The organism is Bradyrhizobium japonicum USDA 6 (genome assembly GCF_000284375.1).
Classification (GTDB): Bacteria; Pseudomonadota; Alphaproteobacteria; order Rhizobiales; family Xanthobacteraceae; genus Bradyrhizobium; species Bradyrhizobium japonicum.
In genome coordinates this window covers 3,220,497-3,245,592 of record NC_017249.1, presented here as the reverse complement: position 1 = coordinate 3,245,592, position 25,096 = coordinate 3,220,497, and the positions used below count along the sequence as shown (strand labels likewise).

At 60.6% G+C, this 25,096-nt stretch carries 28 protein-coding genes and 4 pseudogenes; 18 read left to right on the top strand and 14 right to left on the bottom strand.

What is annotated here, in order from left to right:
* Window positions 1-234: 234 nt before the first annotated feature.
* Window positions 235-1,191, bottom strand: coding sequence for an ABC transporter substrate-binding protein (locus BJ6T_RS15270; protein WP_028170485.1), 957 nt, complete (start codon window positions 1,189-1,191; stop codon window positions 235-237).
* A 197-nt stretch (window positions 1,192-1,388) separates the two neighbouring features.
* Between BJ6T_RS15270 and BJ6T_RS45600 the strand changes: the two genes are divergently transcribed.
* The 3 genes and pseudogenes from BJ6T_RS45600 to BJ6T_RS43480 all read left to right on the top strand — a co-directional run.
* Window positions 1,389-1,574: a hypothetical protein gene (locus tag BJ6T_RS45600; protein ID WP_144037996.1), complete on the top strand. Its 186-nt coding sequence runs from the start codon at window positions 1,389-1,391 to the stop codon at window positions 1,572-1,574.
* Entirely contained in the window at window positions 1,571-2,317 is a 747-nt protein-coding gene (locus BJ6T_RS15265; RefSeq protein ID WP_014493303.1) for a C13 family peptidase, read from the top strand. Before BJ6T_RS45600 ends, BJ6T_RS15265 begins: the two co-directional genes overlap by 4 nt.
* Window positions 2,318-3,424: 1,107 nt before the next feature.
* A pseudogene (locus BJ6T_RS43480) lies at window positions 3,425-3,664 on the top strand (aminotransferase class I/II-fold pyridoxal phosphate-dependent enzyme); the annotation flags it as partial.
* Here BJ6T_RS43480 and BJ6T_RS15255 read toward each other — a convergent pair.
* Window positions 3,603-3,740 (bottom strand): annotated as a pseudogene (locus tag BJ6T_RS15255) (response regulator); the annotation flags it as partial. The pseudogenes BJ6T_RS43480 and BJ6T_RS15255 sit on opposite strands and share 62 nt — an antisense overlap.
* Before the next feature lie 963 nt (window positions 3,741-4,703).
* On the opposite strand from BJ6T_RS15255, the pseudogene BJ6T_RS49625 reads away from it, so the two are divergent.
* From BJ6T_RS49625 to BJ6T_RS15225, 8 genes and pseudogenes are all read left to right on the top strand, one after another.
* Window positions 4,704-5,471: pseudogene (locus BJ6T_RS49625) on the top strand (adenylate/guanylate cyclase domain-containing protein); the annotation flags it as partial.
* A gap of 146 nt (window positions 5,472-5,617) precedes the next feature.
* Window positions 5,618-6,271 (top strand): AAA family ATPase, encoded by a 654-nt coding sequence (locus BJ6T_RS42550; protein WP_167541694.1) that lies wholly within the window; start codon window positions 5,618-5,620, stop codon window positions 6,269-6,271.
* Window positions 6,272-6,370: 99 nt separating this feature from the next.
* Window positions 6,371-6,718, top strand: a complete 348-nt coding sequence (locus tag BJ6T_RS15245; RefSeq protein ID WP_028170508.1) for a sensor histidine kinase — start codon at window positions 6,371-6,373, stop codon at window positions 6,716-6,718.
* Window positions 6,715-7,341 (top strand): response regulator transcription factor, encoded by a 627-nt coding sequence (locus BJ6T_RS15240; RefSeq protein ID WP_014493295.1) that lies wholly within the window; start codon window positions 6,715-6,717, stop codon window positions 7,339-7,341. The genes BJ6T_RS15245 and BJ6T_RS15240 overlap by 4 nt, the downstream gene beginning before the upstream one ends.
* Window positions 7,342-7,453: 112 nt before the next feature.
* On the top strand, window positions 7,454-7,801 hold the full coding sequence (locus BJ6T_RS15235) for a response regulator (RefSeq protein ID WP_049824966.1): 348 nt from the start codon (window positions 7,454-7,456) through the stop codon (window positions 7,799-7,801).
* A 259-nt stretch (window positions 7,802-8,060) separates the two neighbouring features.
* Entirely contained in the window at window positions 8,061-8,414 is a 354-nt protein-coding gene (locus BJ6T_RS15230; protein ID WP_014493292.1) for a hypothetical protein, read from the top strand.
* Window positions 8,368-8,625 (top strand): AAA family ATPase, encoded by a 258-nt coding sequence (locus BJ6T_RS49125; protein ID WP_259226268.1) that lies wholly within the window; start codon window positions 8,368-8,370, stop codon window positions 8,623-8,625. The genes BJ6T_RS15230 and BJ6T_RS49125 overlap by 47 nt, the downstream gene beginning before the upstream one ends.
* A 770-nt stretch (window positions 8,626-9,395) precedes the next feature.
* The gene (locus tag BJ6T_RS15225) at window positions 9,396-10,781 is read left to right on the top strand and encodes a tyrosine-type recombinase/integrase (RefSeq protein ID WP_014493291.1); all 1,386 of its coding nucleotides are present in this window, start codon (window positions 9,396-9,398) and stop codon (window positions 10,779-10,781) included.
* 421 nt (window positions 10,782-11,202) lie between these two features.
* Here BJ6T_RS15225 and BJ6T_RS43465 read toward each other — a convergent pair whose 3' ends face one another.
* From BJ6T_RS43465 to uvrA, 5 genes are all read right to left on the bottom strand, one after another.
* Window positions 11,203-11,442, bottom strand: a complete 240-nt coding sequence (locus BJ6T_RS43465; protein ID WP_014493290.1) for a response regulator — start codon at window positions 11,440-11,442, stop codon at window positions 11,203-11,205.
* Between the two features lie 10 nt (window positions 11,443-11,452).
* On the bottom strand, window positions 11,453-11,845 hold the full coding sequence (locus BJ6T_RS15215; RefSeq protein WP_014493289.1) for a response regulator: 393 nt from the start codon (window positions 11,843-11,845) through the stop codon (window positions 11,453-11,455).
* 183 nt (window positions 11,846-12,028) lie between these two features.
* A complete protein-coding gene (locus BJ6T_RS15210) occupies window positions 12,029-12,259 on the bottom strand; it encodes a hypothetical protein (RefSeq protein ID WP_306329808.1) in 231 nt (76 codons plus the stop codon).
* Between the two features lie 130 nt (window positions 12,260-12,389).
* Window positions 12,390-13,340: a sensor histidine kinase gene (locus tag BJ6T_RS43460; RefSeq protein ID WP_014493287.1), complete on the bottom strand. Its 951-nt coding sequence runs from the start codon at window positions 13,338-13,340 to the stop codon at window positions 12,390-12,392.
* 28 nt (window positions 13,341-13,368) lie between these two features.
* Window positions 13,369-15,918 carry an excinuclease ABC subunit UvrA gene (gene uvrA / locus BJ6T_RS15200; RefSeq protein ID WP_014493286.1) on the bottom strand — a complete coding sequence of 850 codons (2,550 nt, stop codon included), beginning with the start codon at window positions 15,916-15,918 and terminating at the stop codon, window positions 13,369-13,371.
* A 299-nt stretch (window positions 15,919-16,217) separates the two neighbouring features.
* On the opposite strand from uvrA, the pseudogene BJ6T_RS15195 reads away from it, so the two are divergent.
* A pseudogene (locus tag BJ6T_RS15195) lies at window positions 16,218-16,586 on the top strand (formate dehydrogenase accessory sulfurtransferase FdhD); the annotation flags it as partial.
* 427 nt (window positions 16,587-17,013) lie between these two features.
* On the opposite strand, the gene BJ6T_RS15190 reads toward BJ6T_RS15195, so the two are convergent.
* Window positions 17,014-17,640: a hypothetical protein gene (locus BJ6T_RS15190; RefSeq protein WP_014493284.1), complete on the bottom strand. Its 627-nt coding sequence runs from the start codon at window positions 17,638-17,640 to the stop codon at window positions 17,014-17,016.
* 12 nt (window positions 17,641-17,652) lie between these two features.
* Complete coding sequence (locus tag BJ6T_RS15185; protein ID WP_014493283.1) at window positions 17,653-17,967, bottom strand: hypothetical protein; 315 nt, start codon at window positions 17,965-17,967, stop codon at window positions 17,653-17,655.
* Between the two features lie 212 nt (window positions 17,968-18,179).
* Between BJ6T_RS15185 and BJ6T_RS15180 the strand changes: the two genes are divergently transcribed.
* Together BJ6T_RS15180 and BJ6T_RS15175 are read left to right on the top strand one after the other, a co-directional pair.
* Window positions 18,180-18,584, top strand: a complete 405-nt coding sequence (locus tag BJ6T_RS15180) for a hypothetical protein (protein ID WP_014493282.1) — start codon at window positions 18,180-18,182, stop codon at window positions 18,582-18,584.
* Between the two features lie 444 nt (window positions 18,585-19,028).
* Window positions 19,029-20,057, top strand: a complete 1,029-nt coding sequence (locus tag BJ6T_RS15175) for a glycosyltransferase family 4 protein (RefSeq protein ID WP_014493281.1) — start codon at window positions 19,029-19,031, stop codon at window positions 20,055-20,057.
* A 213-nt stretch (window positions 20,058-20,270) separates the two neighbouring features.
* Here BJ6T_RS15175 and BJ6T_RS15170 read toward each other — a convergent pair whose 3' ends face one another.
* Window positions 20,271-20,498: a hypothetical protein gene (locus tag BJ6T_RS15170; protein WP_014493280.1), complete on the bottom strand. Its 228-nt coding sequence runs from the start codon at window positions 20,496-20,498 to the stop codon at window positions 20,271-20,273.
* 214 nt (window positions 20,499-20,712) lie between these two features.
* On the opposite strand from BJ6T_RS15170, the gene BJ6T_RS15165 reads away from it, so the two are divergent.
* The 3 genes from BJ6T_RS15165 (at window position 20,713) to BJ6T_RS47200 (ending at window position 22,392) form a co-directional block, all read left to right on the top strand.
* A complete protein-coding gene (locus BJ6T_RS15165) occupies window positions 20,713-21,819 on the top strand; it encodes a DUF1236 domain-containing protein (RefSeq protein ID WP_038935517.1) in 1,107 nt (368 codons plus the stop codon).
* A gap of 21 nt (window positions 21,820-21,840) precedes the next feature.
* On the top strand, window positions 21,841-22,158 hold the full coding sequence (locus BJ6T_RS15160; RefSeq protein WP_014493277.1) for a hypothetical protein: 318 nt from the start codon (window positions 21,841-21,843) through the stop codon (window positions 22,156-22,158).
* A gap of 66 nt (window positions 22,159-22,224) precedes the next feature.
* Window positions 22,225-22,392 (top strand): hypothetical protein, encoded by a 168-nt coding sequence (locus BJ6T_RS47200; RefSeq protein WP_014493276.1) that lies wholly within the window; start codon window positions 22,225-22,227, stop codon window positions 22,390-22,392.
* Window positions 22,393-22,693: 301 nt separating this feature from the next.
* Here BJ6T_RS47200 and BJ6T_RS47195 read toward each other — a convergent pair whose 3' ends face one another.
* The 4 genes from BJ6T_RS47195 to BJ6T_RS15150 all read right to left on the bottom strand — a co-directional run bounded on the left by BJ6T_RS47195 (window position 22,694) and on the right by BJ6T_RS15150 (window position 24,065).
* Window positions 22,694-22,870 (bottom strand): hypothetical protein, encoded by a 177-nt coding sequence (locus tag BJ6T_RS47195; RefSeq protein ID WP_014493275.1) that lies wholly within the window; start codon window positions 22,868-22,870, stop codon window positions 22,694-22,696.
* The gene (locus BJ6T_RS15155) at window positions 22,867-23,091 is read right to left on the bottom strand and encodes a hypothetical protein (RefSeq protein ID WP_014493274.1); all 225 of its coding nucleotides are present in this window, start codon (window positions 23,089-23,091) and stop codon (window positions 22,867-22,869) included. The genes BJ6T_RS47195 and BJ6T_RS15155 overlap by 4 nt, the downstream gene beginning before the upstream one ends.
* Window positions 23,092-23,198: 107 nt before the next feature.
* The gene (locus BJ6T_RS43445; protein WP_014493273.1) at window positions 23,199-23,522 is read right to left on the bottom strand and encodes a hypothetical protein; all 324 of its coding nucleotides are present in this window, start codon (window positions 23,520-23,522) and stop codon (window positions 23,199-23,201) included.
* Between the two features lie 87 nt (window positions 23,523-23,609).
* Window positions 23,610-24,065, bottom strand: a complete 456-nt coding sequence (locus BJ6T_RS15150) for an Hsp20 family protein (protein ID WP_014493272.1) — start codon at window positions 24,063-24,065, stop codon at window positions 23,610-23,612.
* A 298-nt stretch (window positions 24,066-24,363) separates the two neighbouring features.
* Here BJ6T_RS15150 and BJ6T_RS15145 point away from each other — a divergent pair, with 298 nt between their 5' ends.
* The gene (locus BJ6T_RS15145) at window positions 24,364-25,086 is read left to right on the top strand and encodes a DUF72 domain-containing protein (RefSeq protein ID WP_028170295.1); all 723 of its coding nucleotides are present in this window, start codon (window positions 24,364-24,366) and stop codon (window positions 25,084-25,086) included.
* Window positions 25,087-25,096 lie beyond the last annotated feature (10 nt).

The following is a 25,096-nucleotide window of genomic DNA, read 5'->3' as shown; positions in this document are numbered from 1 at the left end:
ACAGCGTTGCCCCGCAAGGCGCACGGGCCGCCGCTAAGCGCCCGTGAGATGTCGGCTTTGATCGCTGAAGCGCTGGATGCGATCAGCGTCCGCGAACCCGCTCAGTATCGCGCGATAGACGCAAGTCGTCGGATGTAAATGCCGCTGGACTGATGTCCGTTTCTCCCCCAACAGCGGCGCTAAAGCGGACATCGCCGGAGGTCTGGGTTGGGCCATGAGGAGACATGCACCGCCCTATTCAATCACCTCGTGGGCCCGCGCGAGCAGGGTCGGCGGAATATGGAGATTGAGTGCCCTGGCGGTTTTGAGGTTGATGATCAGCTCAAATTTGGTCGGCTGCGAAACCGGCATCTCCGCCGGCTTTCCTCCCTTCAATATCTTGTCGACGTAGCTTGCCATTGCTCGGGTCTGCTCCGCCGCATCCTGCGTGTACGCCATGAGCCCACCCGCCGCCGGCAATCCCCGTACTATGGAGAATGACGCAAGTTTGTTTTTCAGCGCCAACTCAATGCTGGTAGCGCGCAAAAGAGTGGGCTGAATGATCACAGCATCGGCCGCGCCATTCCGCATTTCAGCGAAAGCGGTCTCGAATTCATCGTCGGGATGGCGCATCAATGGCTGCGTCGCGACACCGATACTGCCCGCGACTTTGTCAATCTCCGCGAGGAAGGATTTGGTGAATGGGTCAGCCGCATTGGCAAGGATCGCCACCCGATGCGCCGACGGAATCGTATCGCGAATCAGTTCGACGCATTTGCCTCCGAGCTGAGCCCCGAAACTATCCACTCCGGTTACGTTGCCGCCCGGCCGGGACAGGCTGGCGACGAGACCAGTGCCGACCGGATCGCCTGAGGTCATCACGATCGGTATTTCGGCTGTGGCACGTTTTGCAGCCGTAGCCGCTGGCGTCTGCCAGGCGACGATAATGTCAACCTTTAGCCTCACGAGGTCGGCGGCCGCGTCGGCAAGCACAGCTGCATTGCCTCCCCCCGAACGGATTTGCAGCTGGATGTCCCGATTCTCGCGATGGCCGAGTTCCCGAAGTCCGTCGCGCAGTTCTTTCAGGAATGACTCGGGATTCGGATTGCCGAGGACGAGTACGCCAATGTGGCGCGTGACCGGCTGCGCTGTAGCCGCGATTGGCCAAATGGCCCCTCCGGTTACAAGACCTAAAAAATGTCGGCGCCTCATGATGGCCCCCGCTTCCGTGGTGAAACGAGCAACGCCGCAAAAGCCGCTATGAACTCTCGCCGCTTCATTCGATCCTCACGGCAGCTTGAGGACGGCGGCACGCACTGTATCACGTCTCGATCATGGTCGCTGCATTGAGCTCACCGTGCGCGTCTCCGCGCGATGTCGCAGTTGGGTCAAAATGTGAAGAACTCAAAGTGAGCAAAGTCAGTCCGCTCTACCCCACCAAGCGGACCTCAATGAAAGGTGTCGCCACTTCGCTGATGGGCCATATCCGGACCAATACCCGTGCCGTTTCGAAGGATGAAAATTCACTGGCTTTCGGCTATTTTGCGTTGAGCCGCAGTTCTGTGGCGGCGATCTCGAAACGAGGTTCGCTATGACCTCTAGGTCCTCGATCAGATGGCTCGGTGCGCCGCTCGTCACTTTTTTTCTGACCATCTGGCCGTTAGTTTCGTCGGTACATGCTGTTGAGGACGCTGGAAAGGTTGGCGTCGTGTCCTTTGGCCTGTTCGGGGATCAAAGCGTGTTTAGATCCGAGGCGACCGGTGCAGCTCAGGTCGTAGCTGGCCGTTTTCGGACTGGCCCGATCAATGTGGGGTACAATTCCAAGAAGGGCGGAAATGCAACGATCGAAGCGCTGACCAGGTCGTTGCAGGCGGCAGCCAACCGCTTGGATGCTGAGAAAGACGTTCTCTTTTTGATTCTCACCTCGCATGGCTCTCCAGACGGCCTCGCAATCAAGGCGGGGCGGCACACAGAGACGCTCACGCCATCTCGTCTCAGCAACATGCTCGCGAAGACAGGTGTGCGACACAAGGTGGTTGTCATCTCGGCTTGTTATTCCGGGGTCTTTATCCCGCGTCTGGCGAATCCCGATGTGCTGGTCATCACCGCGGCCGATGCCAACCATCCGTCGTTCGGCTGTCAGGACAAGGCCAAGTGGACCTATTTCGGCGACGCCTTTTTCAACGTCGCGCTCCGGAAAGCCGTTAGTCTGAAGGATGCGTTTCTGGATGCGCGCTCACTCGTCCGGAAGCGAGAATTGCGGGAACACTTCGAACCGTCGAATCCCCTCATGGCAGGGGGCGCAGACGTGCTGCCGTTGCTCGTCGGACGCCCTTGAACAACCGGCCGCGAGCGCAGAGGCTATTGCTCGCGGGCACATCGCCGTTTCCAGTCCACCCCGATAAGCAGACTGTTTAGCGGCCCGCTTAGACTTCGCATTCGGGCCAGGGCCTGACATACAGGTCCATGCTGCTGCATGTGCGCAGATGGCTCAACCAAAAGTGGTTATGTCTCGATCTCGCTCATGAAGATGAATGGAGCTCGATGAGATGTTTCGCATTTTATGGCACAGGTAACCCTTGCGCGCCGGTTTCGCCGAGCGCACTCTTGCGGAGCGTTTTCACAAGAACTGCGGAGGGTGCGACCATGCCACGGGTCAAGCAAGCTTCGAAGCAGAAACGCACAGCCAAAGCCACCACCGTGAAGGCGCTAGGTGCCGCCGGACTGGGTCTTTCGCTGGCGGGTAGTGCATCCGCATCCACGATCCCCGCTGCCGGTATCCCGCAATCCAATACCTCGCCAAATCAGCGCTTCTTTCTTGGCGAAGAGGAAATGGCCGACGTCAGTCTGGCCACGTTCCATCTTTTCGATAGAGAAAACTTTGGCAGCGGCGTGCAGCTAGCGCGCGGGTGCGGTGGTTGCGGGTGCGGCCATGGTGGCGGCGGGTGCGGCGGCGGCCGAGGTTGCGGTGGTGGTGGGTTTGTTGGCGGCCGAGGTTGCGGTGGCGGCGGGTTTGTTGGATGCCGAGGTTGCGGTGGTGGCGGGTTTGTTGGCGTCCGTGGTTGCGGTGGTGGTGGGTTTGTTGGCGTTCGTGGTTGCGGTGGCTTCCGTGGTTGCGGTGGCTTCCGTGGCTGCGGGGGCTTCCGTGGCTGCGGTTGCGGCGGCTGCGGGTTCAGCATCGGGTTCTATGACGACATCGGGTTCGATGACTGGGGGTATGGTGGCTGGGGGTTCGGTGGTTGCGCGGGTTGCTGCGGATCCTGGGGAGCGTGCCGCTTGTGCTAAGTCCCACCAAGGACTCTACTAAGCTGCGATCAGCCTCTCGCTGGTTGCGAGTTTAAGGTCGCCTTCGGGTCGCACGCGGAAGAACTCAGGTTGAGTATGTCGAGTCTGCTTCACCCCCAGAGAACAGACGTCTAGCGGACATGCCGTCAGCGCATTGCCTCGCATTGACGTGGTGGAGGGTACGCTGGCGAAGGCGTTCGGCTGTCTGGGCGAGTATATTGCTGCAAGCGCCAACATCATCGATGCGGTGCGGTCGTACGCGCCGGGATTCATTTTCACCACCGCGCTGCCGCAGGCGGTGTGCGCCGGGGCCACTGCAGCAATCCGACACCTCAAGCGTCTCGCAGGCCGAACGGCTTCAGGAGATAGTCATCCGCACCGAGCTCGAGGCCGACGATCCGGTCGATTTCATCGGGATGATGCCCGGTGATGATAATGACCGGAATATCCGAATCCGAACGAATGTCCCTCAGGATAGCGGACAAGGCCGGATCGCGATTGATGTCGGCTTCCGGCTTCTGGCCCAGGGCGGACATCAGGACGAGGTTTCCATACTGGTAACCTGCTATCTAACTAGAGTTTTTTGATCTCGCCCCGTCGGTATTTTTGGTCCCGAGACGTGCCGAAGCGGTCTTAAGATGTCCGTCACAGGAGTGGACCGGAAAAGTACGGCCGGCGGCCAAATCGACGGATTGACCCGAAGCGGGCCTTGAGTGGCGTCCGGGCACACTTTTCAGGTGCATCGCTGCAGCGGGTGGTTGAGTGTTCATAGCGAGCGGCGAAGAAGATGCTCACCGCATGCGTCGCCGCCAACCGCTCGGGGTCTCGCCGGTCAGCTTCCTGAATGCCGCAGCGAAGGCGGTCTGCGAGGACGCACCTTAGCGCAAATCGGTGAGCAGTAGTTTCGTTGACTCGGTGAGAACTTCTCCATGCGCGTCCCGTGGAACACGGGCAAGATTGTTCGCGCGAGGCCGAAATCACGAGCTAACGCGAACATCCGTGTCTCTGTCTTCTATGGCTGCCTCAATCCAAGCATGACGCTAAGTCCAGTTCACAACCGCGCCGGGAGAGAAGGTCAGTATCCGGTACCATCATGCTTCACCTCACGGACCAGACATTATGACGCCTGCAAAGAGCCGAAGCCGTGTCGGTGACCTGGATGTGGCGACAAGGCGTAACCGGGGTTTGGCCGGCCAAACCTCGCCCCGCCCATCGGCGGCGTGCTGGTTGATCGAGACGGGCGTCTCCGTGAACAGCATCACACTCAGCGCCAGCAAGACATGCTATAATTGGCTTGCCGGTCCGGCGTAGATCACGCGCCGTAGGAACTATGAACCTGCTCGGGTGAACCTCAACGTTGCGCCGGCATTCTCGATCACGGCGGCGGCTTGACCACATCGCAAGTACACAACGGGGAGTGAAGAAGCGACGGGAAGCCAATGAGCAACGACGTACATACGTGGTTGCGAGCGCTCGGCCTTGAGCAATATTCCGATGCCTTCGCCGCCAGCGACATCGACCTGAGGGTGCTCCCGCATCTCACCGAAGCGGATCTTCGCGAGCTGGGCCTGTCCCTCGGACACCGCAAGATCCTGATGGCTGCGGTGGCGGAGTCCTTCGGGACAGCCTCGCGGCCAACACGCATTATTGCTACCGGTGCCAAGCATCAGCTTGTCCAGCATATCGCTTCCTCGGAGCGACCACCAGAGCGACGCCTCCTGAGCGTCCTATTCTGCGATTTGGTTGGGTCCACCGAATTATCTCGGCGGCTCGATCCCGAGGACCTCCGGGAGGTACTCCGTAGTTACCAAGATCGGGTCGCCGAGACTGTGATCCGCTATGGAGGCTACGTCGCCCGCTACATGGGCGATGGTATCATGGCGTATTTCGGGTGGCCACGTGCCTACGAGGATCAGGGCGAGCGTGCAGTTCGAGCCGGGCTCGAGGCTTTGGCTGCCGTGCAAGTGCTAAGATCCAGAGATACCGAACTCCAGGCGCGTGTTGGCATTGCCACGGGACAAGTCGTTGTAGGGGACCTCATCGCCGGCTCTGTTCGAGAGGAGGCCGCGGTCGCGGGCGAGACGCCTAATCTTGCAGCCAGGCTCCAAGCGATTGCTCAACCCAATCAACTCATTATCGCGGAGTCGACCAGGCGATTGATCGGCGACGCTTTCGTTGTCGAGAATCTCGGCGAGATAGCCCTCAAAGGATTCGGGACCGGCACAAGTGTGCATCTCGTCAAGTCGGAGCGCGAGGTCGAGAGCCGCTTCCACGCAGCTCATGCAAGAGAATTGTCACCATTCGTTGGTCGCGTACATGAACTCACGCTCCTCGTTGAAAGATGGAAACTCGCGTGCGGGGCGAAGGGACAGGCGATCCTGCTGTCGGGGACGCCGGAATCGGCAAGTCGCGGCTCGTCCAAATCTTTACTGAAACACTCGGTTCAGCACCTCACGAGGTCATCCGTCTTCGGTGCTCACCATACCATAGCAACAGTGCGCTGTTTCCAATCGTTCAGAGCCTGTCGCGAACGGCTGCCTTTCGGCCTGAAGATCAAAACGAACAGCGCCTCATCAAGCTCGAGCGCATGCTTGCCGATCTGGGCTTCGACACTAGCACCGTGGGGCCCGTCTATGCTGAACTCCTTTCACTTGACTACCATGATCGCTATGGCGAGCTCGAACTCCCGCCACAGCAAAGGAAGAGCCTCATCTTGCAGACCCTGGTCGAGCACTTCGTGCACCGGGCCGGACGCGTCACCCGGCTACTAATTGTTGAGGATGCCCACTGGATCGATCCAACCACGACCGAGTTACTCGACGCCCTTTTGGCGCCGATCAATCGAGCACCTGTCATGTTGCTCGTGACGCACAGGCCGAGTTGGAAATTTGAATGGCCCAGCGCGTACGGTCATGTGCTGCCGCTCTCTATCGGCGCGCTCGCCCAGCCGCTCGACGCTGCGATAAGAAGGGAACGCTTTGTCACGACAGTTCTCCTAACTAGTTGAAGCGCACATAAGGCGCTGCTCCGCGCCGAATTGATCAGCCGGCGCGTGACAATAGAAACGGACCTGGCAACGAGTAGGCCGATAGTACACGGCGACTCCGTGCAACTTCAGCAGGTCCTTCTCAATCTCATCATCAATTCCATGGATGCGATGGTCTCGACGCCCGTCAGCCAAAGGCGCGTCCGGGTCCGTACCAGGGACGCTCCAAACGGTGCCGTCGAACTGTTGGTGAGCGACAGCGGATGCGGCGTCAGCAATGTCGATGGCAAGCAACTGTTTACGCCGTTCTACACGACCAAGGACCATGGCCTTGGCCTCGGCCTGACGATCTGTTCCAGTATCATCCGGAAGCACAGCGGCACGATCAATCTGCAGAACAATGAAGCTGGCGGCGCAACGGCAAAGATCACCCTGCCCGCTCGGCCAATGCTCATGGCAGCTCAATGACGGACCGAGAATTTACAATCTTTCTGGTCGATGACGACGAGAGCGTGTTGAAGGCTATCGCCCGGCTGCTGCGGGTGCGAGGGTATCGTGTTCAATCGTTCACTTCGCCGAGCGCATTCCTCTCGAATCATGACGCCTCGATCCCCGGTTGCGCCATCCCGGACGTCGCGATGCCAGACCTTGACGGTCTCGCACTGCAACAAGCGCTGAGTGCGAGCGGCTCCTGCCGCCCGGTTATTTTCCTCACCGGCAGAGGCGACATCCCGACCACCGTGCGGGCCATGCGGGCCGGCGCGATCGATTTCTTGACCAAGCCGGTGAACGATGCTGACCTGTTGACGGCCGTTGCACAGGCCGAGCGGAGAGATGGCGAAATTCGCGCTGCCGAGGCGGGCCGGAGCTCGCTCAACACCAGGCTTGCCATGCTCACGCCACGCGAGCGCGAAGTGATGCAGCATGTCGTCGCCGGCCGTCTCAACAAGCAGATCGCGAGCGATCTGGGGACCGTCGAGAAAACCGTCAAGGTTCATCGCGGCCGGGTCATGGCCAAGCTTGGAGTCCGCTCCGTCGCAGACCTCGTGCGCTTCGCAGAGAGGGCCGGAATTACCGGCGGCGAGGCGTGAGGATGGGCTGTTGGCCCTAGGGCCAACTCGACAACGCCCCGTTGCAGCGCCGATAGTCATCGCATGGCACAACCTCCCCCGGTGGATAGCTATCGTCGACGACGATCCGTCGGTGCTCAAGGCACTGTCGCGATTGCTGCGGACACGAGCCATCGACACCAGGACGTATGAGTCCGCCAGGGACTTCCTCAACGCGCTGCCGGAAGAGCCGACCGGCTCGTGGCCCGAATGCTTGATCCTCGACCTCCAGATGCCCGAGATGAACGGCCTCGAACTTCAACGCCACCTGAACCGGTCGGGAATTCAGATCCCGACCATCGTCATCACCGCGCATTCGGAGGACGACATGCGCGAACTCTGCATGACCGCAGGTGCCGATGCCTATCTCCTCAAGCCTCTCGAGGATCTCTCGCTGATCGCTGCGATCAATGACATCCGGTCCAGGGGCGCGCGATCATAGCGGATCATCGCTGCGCTGCGTGGTCCGCACGACCTGAAAAATCACCGCGGGAACTTTCGCGTCACCCGAAAGCATCACTCTCCTCGCGAGTTGCGAGGCCGCCCGGCACTGCCACAATGATGGCAAGCTGTGTCGAGAGAGTGAACCGCGTGATTTGCTCCTTCAAATTGTAGCAATCTTTACGTGTTCGCAGCGCCAGAATAGCGCGTCCCATTCTTTCGATTTGTCGTCGTTGAACGTCACTTGAAGGAGGTGCGCGGTGAACCGTGTCTTCAACTCAATTGGACTCACGATACTGGCGATGACGTCGTGGGTCGGCGCGAGCGACACGGCGTTCGCTCAATCCTGCACTGTTGCCGGGGACTCGACGGTTACTCTCACCAGCGGAACCTGCGCGATCGACCCGAATACGTCGCTGACCGGAACGCCTGCCGTTCACGCCAGCACCAGCGCCCAGATCACCACCAACAACGTCAATATCAATCCCTTCAACGGCGGCAGTATCGGCGGCCTCGCCGACACGAACGGCACGTTCATGTGGCGGGCAGCTTTTTTGAGGGAGAGCTGTGCTGACGGAGCCGGAAAGTTCAAAAAAACTATCAGCTGCTCGTGACGCCATAATCGAACTCAAGTCGCGGATCGGAAGGTCGGTACTCGGCCAGGATCATCTGGTCGAGAGCATGTTGATTGCGCTGATCGCAAACGGAAACCTCCTGATCGAAAGCCTTCCGGGACTCGCCAAAACGCGCGCGGTGAAGACCTTGGCAAAGCATCTCGCGGCGGATCTGCCGCGTGTACAGGTCCCTTGCTGTTGCTCAGAATAGCTGAGATCTCCGCCTTCGAGAGGTGTCGCGCAAAAGCCCGGGCGACCTTTAGTTGCCGCGAACCGATGTTAGCAACACGGGGCCGGTTCTGCCGGTTTGTTCGGCACGGGCGACGGCGACTTGCGCGAGGTCACAGTCGGCAGCGACGGGAAAACAGGTCGGGAGCCGTGCGCGCCAGTTAGCGGCGGGCAAGAACGGTCCCGACTTCCTGCCGAAGACCGCGACTCTGAATGGAAACAGGCACTATGCGCGAACATCTCCGACCCGAACTATCCAGTTCTGGTTCTGCAGGCGGTACCTAGCGGTGACGGGCAAAACAGATTGTCCGTTCTGCTCGCTCTAATATCCTATTCTACGACTGGCACGTGCACGCCCTGTACCATCGGATCTGCGCGCTGTATCGAATGGGCGTGGAGATACAGAAGCAAGGAAAAGCTGAACAGCAATCTGGCCGTACGAAGTCTGGTCACAAAAAACGTCGCACGAGACCCGCTTCGTTCTCGGCGGACCTGCTCGTAATCTATTGAAGAAGAAGGCCTTTTATATGGTGGGCGCACCAGGGCTCGAACCTGGGACCCGCTGATTAAGAGTTCAGTACTATCCCTTCGCCACAGTTTCTAGATGTACGCCGAGCTACGATGAGTATTGGAGAAGCCCTTTGTTTGCAGGTGTTTCTCGCATAGCTTCGCGCTCCGTCGAACTCAAACCTTCCAACTGCTCAATCCGCCAACACCGTTTGAAAACCGTTTTGGCGGACCTGGATTCCCGTCATGACCGATATTCGAATTTCTCTTACCGACAAGGCAATCGCTCAACTACCCGCTCCGAAGGAAGGCTGGTATCTGGCGCGCGACACCGAATTGAAGGGGTTCTTTGTCGTCATTGGCAAGCGAAAGAGGACTTTCACCGTTCAGGCCGACCTTAGACAGGGAGGCAAACGAGCTTCATCCATCAGGGTTTCCATTGGTGATGCTAGTGAGATGTCAACCCGAGCTGCACGCGCCACGGCCAAAGAGTACTTGGCCCAGATTAGCCGCGGACGGCACCCAAAGAACGACAAACAAGCCGACGAAGCGCACCCCGCTCCGGCGATGGCAATTGGCGGGACGGTCGCGAGCGTCACCCTCAGGCAGGCCTGGGAGCGGTATCTCGAGGCTCATCTGATACGGAAGAACCGCAGCGAAAAGACCATTGAAGGGTACCGCGATCACGTCGATCGAATTTTTGCAGACTGGCTCGACACTACCCTCCATGAGCTCGCAACCGATCCGGCTCGAGTAGCCAAGAAGCACGACCACGTCACAAAGGAAAATGGGCCCTACATGGCTAATGGCAGCATGCGTACGTTACGGGCCATCTACAATCATGCTCGGAAGACGAACAGGTCGTTGCCGTCAGATAATCCAGCCGATGCGGTCGATTGGAATGAGGAGGAGCGCCGCAACACCGGGATGGGGTCGGCCGATCTGAAGGGTTGGTTCGCTCAGCTCGCCGGTCACGATAACCCAGTGCGTAGGGAGTTCCACCTCTTCACTCTCCTCTGCGGTTCTCGGCCCACTGCGCTCCAGGAAGCCAAGCCAGAGCACATCGATTTTCGGCGCCGCACGCTGCATATCCCCAAACCGAAGGGCGGCAAGAAGAAAGCCTTCGATATTCCGTTGTCGCGTCAGATGATCCTTTGTCTTGTCCGCGCAATCCGTTTCGGCAGACAGATGTATCCTCTGCAGGCACAAGAGTGGGTATTTCCGGCCGACAGCGCGTCGGGGCATTTGGCGGAGACAAAGGAAGATCGGGAAATGCTATCCAAATGGGGCAACGACCTCCGCCAAACCTTCCGCACGATTGCCACGGCAGCAGGTGTCTCGGACATCGACGCCAAACTCCTGATGAACCATGCCATTCCCGGCGTAAACGCGGGCTATATTACTCGGCACAAGCTCCTCGAGGATCATCTGCGCAGCCAGCAGCAGGCGATTAGCAGCGCCGCATTTGCTGCGCTGGGTGCGTCGGTGGCCCAGAACGGTTCGTTGCAGGATTGGCTCGGAAGGGGTAGCGGCCGATGTGCATCTCGGCCGCTTTCTTCCGACGAAATACGAGCTGGAGCCCGGCCGGTCCCTCAAATTGAACAAGGATCAATCTTAAGGTCCGCGAGTTGAAAGACACTCGCGGTTCCCCCTATCTTCAACGCGATTCCCAAGTGAGTGCACCGTCGATCTGGACAATCTTTGCCCCTCAGACGACGGAGCAGCTATCTCGTATGCTACGCGCGACGGCGTAGTTAGCACGGTCTTGACCTTAAACGCCTCTAGCCGCGTCGCTACTTGTGCCCCTCGGAGTCCAGGACGAGGCCCGGCATGAGCTTCATGCCAGGCCTCGTGCCCTGTACGACTTGGGCGGCAAGCCGTCCTCTAGGCACTAAAGATTTACGACGCCCCCAACGCTTGTCTTGCGTTTCCTCGGGCTCTCCATTCGGCAGGACAGCTTCGATTGTGCGCTTGAGCGTATCTGGCGTACAAGGTTTGACTAACACTGGCATTCCGTCAAATCCATCGGGCAGGCCTCTGCTGCCATAACCACTTAGGAAAAAGAAGGGCACCCCCGATCCCTTACTACTTCGGCAACTGGCTGCACGTTGGTGCCTTGCAAATTGATGTCGAGAATCGCGAGATCGTAGCGCTCAGTTTCGGCAAGAGATCGCGCTTGATTTACACTTCCAGCCTCAGCGATGACCTTGTGCCCCAGTTCCGCGATCATCTCGACAAGCATCATCCGAATGAGCGCCTCATCTTCGACCAGGAATATGGATGCTTGCGTCATCGGTTTTGCCTCAAGCCCTGTTTGAACCGACTGCCAAAAGCCCGTTGAGCAGATGGGAGACCGCGGTTGTTAGCTGCGCGGGCGCGAACGGCTTGTGAAGCATTATGCTGTTGTAAACGCCTTGTGCTGGCCATTCGTGGGCTGCCACGCCCGACATGTAGACCACGGGAAAATTGGGATCGACATCGCGTGCCGCCCGCGCGACCTCCCAGCCGTTGAACCTTCCCAACAGATTGATGTCAGTAACGAGGGCGCGGTATGCAATGAGCCGGCCCTTCAACAGTGTCACCGCCTCTTCGCCGGTCTTGGCGATGGCAGCCTCGAAGCCTCCCTCTCTCAACGCATCCTCGACAATGCCTTGGATCGCATCATCGTCTTCGATGACCAGAACTATCGGTTGCATTTCCGCCAAAGGGTTCCCCGGGAGCACACGTACACTGGACGTTACAAAGTGCACACAAGCTAAAAGTTCCTGAGCTGTCGGGAATATTCGGCAGAAATTCGAGACAACGGTCCTAGTCGCGGTCGGAGGATTTCTTGGCCTTGGCCTTTTGGCGGAGGAAGCTGACCTCAAGCTCTTCGCCGTTTACTCGAGCTGACAGCGCCGATAGGCAAGTCCGGTGGAGGAAAGCAGAAGAAAGAACTCATTCAGGGTCAAGCCCTCAATCGAGGCTTCTACCTGAAGTTTTGCGCCGAACTCCGAAACATCCTTAAGCATGCACGCGCGACGCCAAGTGCCATCGATGGCCATCATATGCGCGGGCAACGGATGCTCAAAGGTGACCCGTCGGCCTTCTTGTTCTTTTTCTATAGGCATTGGGTAAACCGAACCGATCCCATCGTTGTATCCCCAACGGACTAAGAGGACGTAACCAAGGTCGGGAAAAGTTAGCAAAACAGCCCGGACTCAAACGGCTGAAGGCGGCGGAACACATGCCCTCCCGTCGCTAACGAGGATGCGCCCGTAATGTCACGCGCAGACCAATATCGAGTCTCTCGTACGTCAATTGCCCATCGAGCTGCTGGGTCAGCAGCAGGACGATCCGGGATCCCAACCCGCCAGGATCAGCTTCACCGCGAAGGCCGACGCCATTGTCGCAGATTGATAGTTCGATGCCGTCACTTGTCGAGAGCGTGACTGCGACTTGCCCAGGCTTGTCGCCTGGAAAGGCATATTTCAGCGCATTCGTGACGAGCTCGTTCGTGATGATGCCCACGGCGAGCGCCTGCTGGCTTGGCAGATACACCTCTTCGCAGACCACCTGGAATGCGATGGGTCCGGCTGAAGCCAAGGAGTCGAAGACCTTCTCGACGACGTTATTCAGGAAATAGCGCATGTTAACGAGACGCGAATCCTGCTTGAGCGAGAGATGGTCGTACACTTCCGCCATGACGTGCAGCCGACGCGCTGTGGCTTCGAGGGCTGCTGCGACTTCCGGCCCTCCGTTCCTGGCTTCCAGCCGGATCATGGCGCTCAGGACGGCCAGGTTATTCTTCGTTCGGTGCGCCAACTCCTGCAGTAGAACGGCTTTGGTCTTGTCCGCCTGCATGACCCGCTTCAGCTCGGCGCGCTGGAATTCGGCGACCGTCGCCGCGCCGGCGGCGGTGATCGCGAAGAGCGCGTTGGGCGCAAGATAGTCAAGGCCTGTCGCGCCCGCATAGCTCATGTACGCGACCACGCCGATTGCGATGGCGGCGGCGAAGATCCCGGAGCCGCGGTCGAAGATCAGACCCGATAGAAACACACCCGGTAACAGCACGAAGTATCCGGCGGACCCGGTTTGCATCTGCAGCGCCATTTCCAGCACGGCGCAGACCACCATGATGCAGGTGGAGATGCAGTACCTGAGGAATGCCGGTATCCGGTGCTCTAGCACTAGCGGGTAGAGCCTGTTCATCCAACAACCACCTCGGACTTGCTGCTCATCATCGCAATCGATGCTCGTCCAGCGCCCGCGCGAGATACGGCGCCGTGCGGCTCGACTTGCGCCGCGCGATCTCTGCCGGTGGCCCCGCTGCGACGACCTGCCCGCCCTCATCGCCGGCGCCCGGCCCAATGTCGATCACCCAATCGCTCGCGGCCACGACGCTCATGTCGTGCTCCACGACGATCACGGTGCTTCCCGCCTCCACCAATCCGTTCAACTGTATAATCAGCTTCTCGACATCCGAGGGATGCAGGCCCGTGGTCGGCTCATCGAGGACATAGATGCTGCCCGCCCGCTGGGTGCGCTGAAGCTCAGTGGCAAGCTTGACCCGCTGCGCCTCACCGCCGGACAGCTCCGTTGCCGGCTGACCGAGGCGGATGTATCCAAGCCCGACCTGCCGGATCACATCGAGCGACCTCGCAATGTAGCTGTCGTCGGCGAAGAACGCGTGCGCCTCATCGACGGTCATTCCGAGCACGTCGGCAATGGATTTGCCGTCGAGCTTGATCTGGAGCGTCTCCTTGTTGTAGCGCGCGCCCTGGCACTCCGGGCATGGCGCATAGACGCTCGGCAGGAACAGCAGTTCGACGCAGACAAAACCTTCTCCCTGGCAATTCGGGCAGCGGCCCTTCGGCAGGTTGAAGGAGAACCGCCCGGCACCGAACCGCCGCCGGCGCGCCTCTTTCGTCTGCGCGAATAGCTTTCGCACGTCGTCGAAAAGATCGGTGTACGTCGCCAGATTGGAGCGAGGCGTCCGTCCGATCGGCTTCTGGTCCACGACCACCAGCCGCTTCAGGCGATCGAGCCCTTCGGTGATCTTGCCGCTCGAGGTCTCGACCGGCGCGCGTTCAAGGACGTCTTCGCCGTCTTTGTCGGACGCATGCGATTGTCCAAAATGCGCGCCCAGCGCCTCGACGAGGAACTGGCTGACCAGGCTGGACTTGCCCGAGCCGGATACGCCGGTGACCGTCGTCAGCACACCCAGCGGGAATGCGACGTCGATCCCCCTGAGATTGTTGCGCGTGACACCGCGCAGCTTGAGCCAAGCCTGCGGCGAGCGCTGCTTTTGCTGTGGCGGAACGGCCTGACCGAACAGGTATTTCGCAGTGCGCGATCTCGCGACGGACTTCAGCCCGTCGATGCGACCGTTGTAGAGGATTTCGCCGCCATGCCGGCCTGCGTCCGGTCCGACGTCGACGATCCAATCGGCATGGCGCATGACATCAAGCTCGTGCTCGACGACGAAGAGGGAGTTGCCGGCCGCCTTCAGCCTGTCGAGCGCGCGGAGCAGCGCCTCGGTGTCGGATGGATGGAGCCCGGCGGACGGTTCGTCGAGCACATAGACCACGCCGAACAGATTAGAGCGCACTTGCGTCGCCAGACGCAGACGCTGGAGCTCGCCCGGGGACAAGGTGGGCGTGCTCCGCTCAAGCGTGAGATAGCCGAGGCCGAGGTCGAGCAGCACAAAAAGTCGCGCGCTCAAGTCCTGCGCGATCCGCTGTACGACGATGGCTTTCTCCGGGTGAGCCTCCTTCCGGCCGGCCTTGCCCCCGCAATAAGGCCGCATCAGCGCGGCCAGTTGCTTCAACGGAACACGCGCCATGTCGGCGATATCCATCCCGGCAAACTTGACAGACAGCGCCTCCGGCTTGAGCCGCTTGCCGTGGCAGGCGGAGCACTCAGTGCTCAGCATGTATTGCGAAACGCGCTTCTTCATCATCGCGCTGGTCGTGTTGGCGAACGTCTCCATAACGTAGCGCCGGGCGCCGGTGAAAGTGCCCTGATAGCTCGGCTCTTCCTTGCGACGCAGCGCCCGCTGGACCTCCTTGAGATCGTAGCCGGCATAGACCGGGACCGTGGGCTGCTCGTCCGTGAACAGGATCCAGTTGCGGTCCTTCTTGGGAAGCTCGCGCCAAGGCGTGTCGACGTCGTAGCCGAGCGTCGTTAGGATATCGCGCAGGTTCTGACCGTGCCAGGCTGTCGGCCAGGCCGCGACGGCGCGCTCGCGGATGGTGAGCGTGTCGTCGGGCACCATCGAGCCTTCGGTCACGTCGTAGACGCGGCCGAGGCCATGACACCTGGGACAGGCTCCCTCCGCCGAATTGGGGGAGAAGGACTCGGCGTACAACAGCGGCTGCGACTTTGGATAGTCGCCGGCGCGCGAATAGAGCATCCGAAACAGGTTTGACAGCGTCGTGACGCTGCCGACGCTGGATCGCGTGGTCGGCGATCCCCGCTGCTGCTGGAGCGCCACCGCCGGCGGCAGGCCCTCGACCTCATCGACCTCTGGCACGGCCATCTGGTGGAACAGGCGCCGGGCGTAGGGCGAAACGGATTCCAGATATCGCCGCTGCGCCTCCGCATACAGCGTCCCGAAGGCCAGCGATGATTTTCCCGAGCCGGAGACGCCGGTGAACACCACCAGCGCATCGCGCGGGATGTCGACGTCCACGTTCTTCAGATTGTGCTCGCGCGCACCGCGCACCCTGACAAATCCGGGAGACGATCGCCCGGCGCCCTGCTCCAGCTTGTAAACCTTGTCGTCCATTCGCTCGCCGCCATTGTCGTTAGGACAGGTAACGGACCTGAAATCCGAATGATCCAACCGGCCTGGCGCTTGGAACCATTATCAAGCGCGCCGGTTCGTTCGAACAATGGCCCGGTAAGAGGCGCATTGTGTTATTCTCATGCTGGATCGACAAGGCCGCGAGCCGCCCCCGCGTGCGGATCGCTCGATGGGTTGCTCATGGCCTTTCTCGCAATGCCGCTGGCGGCGCAGGCAGCCCTTTCCAGTTCGAGGCTCGGACGAGTTCCCCTTACGCCTTGCGTCAATGCGCAATTGCCTAACTCGCCGTATTACAGATTCTGGGCAGCGTGACGCGCGCGGCTCATGTTACGGGACTTTTCGATCCCGGCAACCAAAGCATGATCATTCGTGAAGACGTCGGACGCCACAATGCGCTCGACAAACAGGCCGGTGCTCTCGCCATGGCGGGCGTCTCGGGATGCACTGGCGCGGTCGTGCTAACGACCCGTATCTCGGTCGAGATGGTGCAGAAGACCGCCGCGATCGGCGCCAGCTTCATAATCGCAATGTCCGCGCCGACCGCGCTTGCGATACGGACGGCCGAGGCAAGCGGCATCACCTTGATCGGCATTGCGCGAGGTCAAGACTTTGAGGATCTTCAGCCATGTCAGTGGAATCACCTGACGTGAAGCGGCCTTCGGCCGCATCGCTCTTTAGTAATGCGAATTGATCTACGGCAAGTCGGTTATTGCCGCGGGTTAGGCGCGGAGAGCATGCTAGAAATCGTCAAGGATGGACCGATACCCGCGCCGCTTCCGAGGGGCTTGGAGCTGGAAGGGCCATAGTCCTTCGCTCGTTTAGCGGCGAGATTCCGATAGCCTTGCGCCCGTATAAGCAGTTGCTCTTTGAAATTTGGATCGCGTTCGCTCGCGGCCAATCGTTCAAGTCGATGAGCTCATTCCAAATACTCGACCAAAAGCTTCATCGCCCCTTCACGGGCGAAGCAACCAGCCAAGCGGAACGATGTTCCTACGGGTCCGATTAGCCCGAGTTTGCAGAGGCCATCTTCATCAAAAAGGCCCCGCGCTGCGGGGCCTTTTCCGAGTCTGAGGAAACTTATCGTCGCACACCCGCACCGTAAAGCTCGCGCTCGCGGCCGATGTCCTCCGGTGATAGCGGCGGGCTTGCGGCATCGAAGTCCGTCCAGCCCGACTTCTGCCAGGCGGAACTGCGCTCCTGAAGGTTGACGGATCTCTCGTGGAGCAGCGCATCCAGTCGCGCACGATCAATATCGGATACCTTGGCGGAAACGAGCGTACCGCCGCGGCGAACGCCTTCCGCGTAACGCGATGCGTCTTCCCTGGAGACGCCGGCCTGGGTGAGTGCGCCGACAATTCCGCCTGTGGCCGCGCCCGCGGCCGCTCCTGCAGCCGTGGAGGCCAGCCATCCCGCCGCCACGACCGGCCCGAGACCTGGAATAGCCAATAGGCCAAGGCCGGCGAGAAGGCCTGCCGCGCCGCCGATCCCGGCGCCAATGCCAGCACCCGTGCCGGCTCCTTCGGCGCGATCATCCACGCCGTCGCGGTCTCGATCGGCCTTGCCGCGCTGTGAACCGTACCAATTGTCGGAATTGTTGGCGACGATGCTGATGTCGGAGTGCGATACGCCGGCACTCTCGAGTCGGGCGACGGCCCGCTCGGCGTCGGAATAATTGTCGTAGAGGCGAGAAATGGTAGTGGTCATGCGATCTGCTCCTTATTTTGCGGGATTGACGTTGCCTTGGAAGTCGACGCTGACGTCGGTCTTGGTGCCAGCCTTGTCGGCCTTGCCCCGCCAGACGCCTTCGTTGTCCTTCTGCAGGCCGGAGACGTTGGAATATCCCGCGTCCTCGATCCGTGATTTCGCCTGGCCCTCGGTGAAGCTGTTGCGGCCCGAGACCGGTGCGTTCGAATTGTTCTTATCGGAGCTGTTGACGGCGTTGTTGCCCGGCCCGCTTTGCGCGGGCTGCGCGCCCGCGGGCGCAGATGCGAGCAACAACAAGGTTGCCGCCAGCAGAGTCAGACGTGACATTTTTTGTCTCCTGCAAGTGATGGTGCCGGCGACAACAAGCGAGTTTCGAATTGGTTGCTACTGCGCGAATATGCGGAATGCCGCACTACGCTCTCACCTCAGATCGAGCTTGAGCAGATGAGGCGGTCAGGAGCGATTGCCACGATGTTCCGGAACCGCCTTACCGCGTCCGACACGGCTGTCGTGTACAGAGATAGGCATAGGAAGGCGGGGTGAACTTTCAGGTCACCGTTCTCAAGATCCTAGTGAGCTATCCCGATGGATTCGCCATGATGGCGGAGCTCAAGCGCGATATGGCGATTCTGGCGACGAGCGGACGCGACTGGGCCGAGCGGACAAAGCGCCTCGCCGCTCGCGTGCCCGCTCTCGACATCTTCTCGCAAGGATTGGTCGAACGTCTGAACGGCGGCTGGCGCATCACTGAGGAGGGGCGCGCGGTGCTGAAATTGATGGAAGCAAGGCCTGCCGAGATGCGGACGGAGAGCGCCGTGCCTCCGGCAGAGCCTCCTGCGGCCAAACAGGCGTCCTCGCTTCTTGCCGCAAGGCGCTCTGGCAGAAGCCAGCGCCTGCAGCGCCGCCGTGCGGCACGCAAGCGGGCCCGTGCCAAAGCGTGCTGAATGCGGCCGTGCTCCGACTGACTTCAACGGCCCGGGAAAAACAGGAAACTTTGCTGACCGTGTTGAGTTGCCAGCGATCGGATCGGTCGCCGGGAGCGTCAAGATGGTCGACGATGTCGTCTTGAAGAATGCCACGGAAACCGCCTGGACAGTTTACCGGGCTCGGCACCCCCATGTCGGCGCACGCGATAGCCGACGCTGTTTGCTGGAGCGCCATCTGCACAGGAGATGGGAAGGGCGCGATAGCGATACCGAAGAACTCGCCAGCTTAGGTATCGCGTATTTGCACCGGCTTCCCCGATTCGAATGTTGACGAGCGTGAAAATGCTCGTAGCGCGCGTAGCTTGCGGAAGCACAAGGCCCAGTTGGACGTTGCTCGCGATTTCGTTTCTCATCTCCGCGGTGGTCGTGATCGGCTTGCGGGTCGTCTTTGGTGACTGATCGATGCGGATAGCCCAGCTTGCCCCGTTGGCCGAGAGCGTTCCTCCGAAACTGTATGGTGGCACGGAGCGGGTGATCGCCTGGCTGGTAGATGAGCTGGTCGACCTCGGGCACGACGTCACCCTATTCGCAAGCGGAGATTCGAGGACGAAGGGTAAGCTCCATGCTGTCTTACCTCGCGCCCTACGGCTGGGACGGAAGGGCGTCGATCCGAACGCGGCCTGCGCGCTACTGATTGAGGCCATCGCCGGGCGCGCACGCGATTTCGACGTCATTCATTCACATGTCGACTGGCTGCCGCTGCCTGTCCTGAACCGCACCGGCGTGCCGTTTCTGACGACCATGCATGGCCGGCTCGACCTTCCGGGCTTGTCCGACGTGATCGGGGCTTTCCCACAGGCCCCCTTTGTCTCTATCTCCGACAACCAGCGCCGGCCCCTCCCGGACGCGAACTGGGTGGCGACGATTCCGCACGGGCTGCCAAAGGAGCAGTTTCGTCCCTCCTACGGAGCCGGTTCGTACCTGGCCTTTCTCGGGCGACTTACGGCGGAGAAGGGACCAGAAGCCGCGATACGCATCGCTCGCGCCGTCCGCATGCCGCTGCGGATCGCGGCCAAGATTCCTCGCGCGGAAACGACCTACTTTAAGAAGAAGCTCGAGCCCGAGATCGACGGAGAGGACATCCTCCTGATCGGTGAGGTGGGCGACGTCCGCAAGCAAACCTTCCTCGCAGGTGCCGCCGCATTGCTCTTTCCGATCGATTGGCCCGAGCCCTTCGGTCTGGTGATGATCGAGGCGATGGCGTGCGGAACGCCCGTGATCGCCTATCGTTCCGGATCGGTGCCGGAAGTAGTAGAAGATGGTGTCACCGGCTTTATCGTGGACGGCGAGCAGCACGCGATCGAGGCCGTGAAGGAAGCCGTGCGGCTGGATAGAAGAAGGATTCGGGCCCGCTTCGAGGAGCGCTTTGCCGCCAGTCGGATGGCGAGGGAATACGAAAGCCGTTATCGCGAGCTGTTCGCTTGCAGGTGACGCCGGTCGAAGAACGCGTTCGTTGGGATGACCGGACGCAAGCGGCCCGCCCGGCGTACCGGACGAGCCGTTCCGCAATGATCTGTTCGCTCAGTGCATATGAACCAGGAAATAGCCGACACCACCGACAACGAGGACGGCGGGAACGGCCCACAAAATCAAGACGGGCATGCTCTCCTCCAATAACGTTTTCAGACCAGAGTCGTGGAGCGATTACTGCTCGGTGCAGACCTTGGTCGTCTTCACGGCGGACTCAGCTTCCGTCTTGGTCTTGTAGACGCCGTTGCCCACGACCGTCGTAGTGGTGGTCGTTGGCTTGGTGTCGACGATGGTGCACTTCTTCGTGGTCGCGTCACGAACGATATAGAACTCGGCGGCGCTCGCGGCCTGGGTGCCGAGGGCGAAAGCGGCCAGAGCACCGCATACGATCAGCTTCTTCATGGTGTCCTCCTCAAAGCTTGTATGTAGCTGCCAACGAGCACGCGGGGCCAGAGTTCCAGTTATTCCCGATTGTTGCGCGGGTACACTATTTCGCTACTGCAGCATAACGCGGCTACCAAAAGCGTGTGAGCTGCCGCGTTTTGCCAGGATATCCCGATCGGAACCTCGCGCCGCGTCGAGGGTTTGATCGGCGTCCCCATTTCGGAGGTTTTCGATGAACAAACGTTTATTCTTGGCTACCACCGCCGCCGTCGCCATCGCGACTTCGGCGTTCGCGCAATCTTCTCCGAGCACGTCGAGCTCAAGTCCGTCGGCGACACAGCGTCAGCAGGATTCCACTTCGACCACGTCGCCATCGCCTTCGACCACGTCACCGAGCTCGTCGTCCGGATCCGCGCAGAGCAATCCTTCGACGAATTCGGCTCAGACTCAGTCTCCATCTTCGACCGGTCAGACCACAGCCGGCCAGTCGTCCAATTCTGGCACCAACACGACGCAGGCGCCTGCCTCGAACAACTCGACCAACCAGGCCCAGACTAATCAGCCGTCCAGCCAGACCACGACGCCAGCCAACCAGGCGCAGACCAACCCTCCGTCGAGCACGAACAATCAGACGCAGAGCGCCAATCCGCCCGCGTCGGGCACGAATCAGGCCCAATCGCCGGTGGGTAGCGGATCGACCAACACCGCCCAGCAGCCGAACAATCAGCAGAACACGGCGGATCGTTCGTCGAACACCAACGTGAATGCCTCAGTGAACATCAACGATCAGCAGCGGACACGAATCGGCGCGTCGATCTCTCACCTGAACGTGCAGCCGCTCACCAACGTGAACTTCTCGCTGTCGGTGGGCACCGTCGTGCCGCGCGACGTCCGCCTGCAGCCGCTGCCCGCGGATGTCGTCGAGATCGTGCCCCAGTATCGCGGCTACAACTTCGTCCTGGTGAAGGACGAGATCGTGATCGTGGAGCCATCCACCTACAAGATCGTGACAGTCCTGCCGTACTCCGGCCGTTCCACCGCCTCGGCGCCGACGCGCACCGAGCAGCGCAAGGTGACGTTCAGCGACCGCGATCGCGAGGTCGTCCGTAAGCACGCCAAGGCGCGCCCGGTCGAACGCGAGAGCCGCACGACCGGCAGCACCGTCCGGAGGGAGATCCGGACCGGCGAGCGCCTGCCGGAGAGCGTTGAGATCGAGGCGTTTCCGGAAGAGGTTTATCGGGATGCTCCGAGCCTTCGCGAGTACCGGTACATCAACCGGGACAGCCGCACCTACATCGTCGAACCCCACGAACGTCGCGTCATCGAAGAGATCGATTGATCTCGCACAAAGGAGAACATGATGAAAGCCATCCTTTTAGGAGCGCTCGGGGCCGCACTGTTGGCGGCCTCTGCGAATGCCGCCCCAATCGCGCCTGCGGCCACTGCCTCGACCGAGGCTGCCGGCGTCGAGCAGGTGCGCCTCGTTTGTGACGAGTATGGCCGCTGCTACCGGACCCGCGGCCCCCGCTACGTCCAGCGCTACTACGGCGGCGACGACGGGTATGTGGTTCGCCGAAGCTACGGCTACTATGGCGGACCCGGCTACTACGACCGCGGCTATGGCCACTACGGCGGTGGCCCGAGCATTGGTTTCAGCTTCGGCACCCGAAGCTGGTGAACTCCCGAGAAGGGGCCGCTCTTTGAGCGGCCCCTTCTACGTCATGCTCGCCTTCGCGGAGAAAAGATGTCAGCTGTTGCGAAGCTCCAGAATCAGAAGGAGCAACTGCTCGCGCGCCTCGACAACGATCCGGGCCCGAACGAGCGCGCCGAAATCCAGGCGCTCCTCGCCAAGATCGAGACCGCGCTGAAGCTGCTTGGCACCCAGGATACCGCCGCCGCGGTCGACGAATAGCCCTCCGCCGGCGCGGGATCTTCCTTTGCCCCACGGGCTACGATTTTCGGCGCCCCGTCCGGAGGCGACCGCTGCAGCTTCATGGGCTTGCCGGACGCGGAAGCGGCGCACGACGTGGCGCTTGATGCACTCGTGGACGCCGCCCGCGAAGCCGTTATCGAAGGATGAGGTCCGCAATGAAATTGGGCCTGTGCTCGAGCTGACGGCGGTCTTCAATTCCAGGATCTTCAGGAAGCAATGACACGAGGCCGTTCGGAGTGGAGCCCGCCCGGCCTCCTGATAGGTATCGCTTATGCCTCGGTTAAGCCGCGGCGCGATCGGAAAGGCCATGGAGCTGGTCGAGCAGCTTCTGCTCCCGCTCGATCCTGCGTTGATAAAGTTCGCGCTCCTGTGCGCTCGCTGCGCCTGCGAGAAGAAGCCGATAGTGCTCGATAATCTTCTCGCTCCCGCGGATAAGCAACTGCCGGATGTCGCTCATAGCTCGCTCCTCAGGCCGGGGGAAGCGGATTGGCAGTTCGGCGAAGGAAGTATGATCGGGAATGTCTCGGCGGCTAGCGCGTCGAGCGCTGCCTGCTCGTCCGCCAGCCGTCCTTCAACGAACCGGCGCTCCAGCTCGGAGAGCTTTGTCCGTAGCAGACGCTGGTAGCGGTGGATGTTGGTGCGGTGCGCACGGATGCGGGCCAAATTTACATCAAGCATCGTCGTCACTCCTGACGGTCGTCATCGTCCTTTGTGATTCAGGGGTCGGGAAGCGAATTTCCCGACCCAAAAATATGCGGAGCGGTTTGCGAGTCAAGCGCCTGCGATCAGGCTGCGGCGCACCGCTCGATTGACCGCCTACGCATTGGCTTGCCACCTGGCGGATGCCGCGGACCACCATCCAGCGCGCAAAGCGCATTAAGGATTTCGTCGATCGTTACAGGCGCCTTCAGGCCTTTGGGAGCCCGCAGCGATGGGCATGACGCGATTGCAGACGCATCCGACGCCCATGAAGCCAGGATGGCGCGCTTTTCGGCAGGTGTGAGGCCTGAATGCGCGAGCACATCCCTCGGGTGATCGAACCTGGTGCCCGGATGAAGGAGATAGTCGAAATCGAAAACGTTGTCGGGGAGCGCGGTCGTCGGCCGCATGATTGCCTCCTGTTCGAGACGGGTTTGAGGAAGAGCCGCGCGGGCTCGTCCCGCGCGGCCTGGATCAAGCTGAGGTCCTGGCCTCGTTCAGGCGGCCTTGGCCCCAATCTGGCTCACGCTTCTTGGGGTTGTGGCTGTGCCGATTGCAATCTGCCGGGGCTTCATCGCTTCGGGAACTTCGCGTTGCAGCTCGATGATGAGCAGGCCGTTCTCGAGGCGCGCACCCCTCACCTCCACATGGTCGGCAAGGGTGAACTGGCGCTTGAAATTCCGCGCTGAGATACCGCGATGCAGGAAGGTCTTTTCTTCCTTCTCGCTCTTGCGGCCCTCGAGGCTCAGGACGTTCTGCTCGACCGTCAAAGCAACTTCATCCGGTGTGAAGCCGGCGAGCGCCACCGAGATCTGAAAACGGTTCTCGTCGAGACGTTCGATATTATAAGGGGGATAGCTCTCTTCGGCGGTCCGCTGGACCTCGTCGAGAACGTCGAACAGGCGGTCGAACCCAATGGTCGACCTCCAGAGGGGAGTCCAATCATACCTCATATCCAAATCCTCCTTGGAGCAAGATGGGTACGAGCAGGCTCCGGACACCGTCCGGCGCCCGTCTCATGACAGCGGGACCCGTAAGGCGTCCCGGTCGCCCGCGGCGACGCCAAAAAAATTGGTCGGCTCAAAAAAGTTTCAAGAGGCCGGCGAAATTTTTTTGCCGAGGAGTCGGCCGGGTGCGCCCGGTTGTCCGGACTTGGAAGGCCGGCTATGCCGACAGCAACGTATCCTGCGCCCCAACGTTATTCTTTGAAAGCGCGGCTTGGATGCATCGCGCCCAATGATGGCAAAGCAGATGGCGCGCGTTCTGATTGGCACATCCGGCTGGCACTACGCCTCCTGGCGAGGTCCGTTTTTTCCAGAAGGATTGCCGCTCAAGAAGCAGCTCCCCTACTATGCCGGGCGGTTTGAGACCACCGAGTTGAACGGGGTGTTCTACCGCACCCCTACACCAGAGGCAGTGAAGGCTTGGCGCGACCAGACCGGGCGCGACTTCGTCTTCGCCTGGAAGGCTTCGAAGTTCATCACGCACTGGAAGCGCTTGTCCGAACGCTCCGAGAACAGCCTCGACCTGCTTGAAAGTCGCATTTCCCTTTTACGCGGCAAGGTCGGCCCGATCCTGTTTCAGCTTCCGCCACAGTTTGAAGCGGACCCCGATCGGCTGGGATCCTTCTTCAAGCTTCTCTCCAGGAAGCGCCGCTACAGTTTCGAATTTCGGCATCCGAGCTGGTATCAGCCGCGCGTTCTCCGGATGCTGGCTGACGAGAATATCTCACTCTGCCTGTCCGACCATCACGATGCGCCGGCTCCCTGGAAGCGCACGGCGGACTTCGTCTATGTCCGCGGACATGGCCCAGGCGGACGCTATCACGGCCATTACTCGCAGGCCACGCTCGCCCAATGGGCCAAGCGCCTCAAATCGTGGAAGCGCCAAGGCTGCGACGCCTTTGTCTATTTCGACAACGACCAGAAGAGTGCGGCGCCGGCCGACGCGCAGGCCCTAAGAGAACTGCTATAGCGATTGTCCC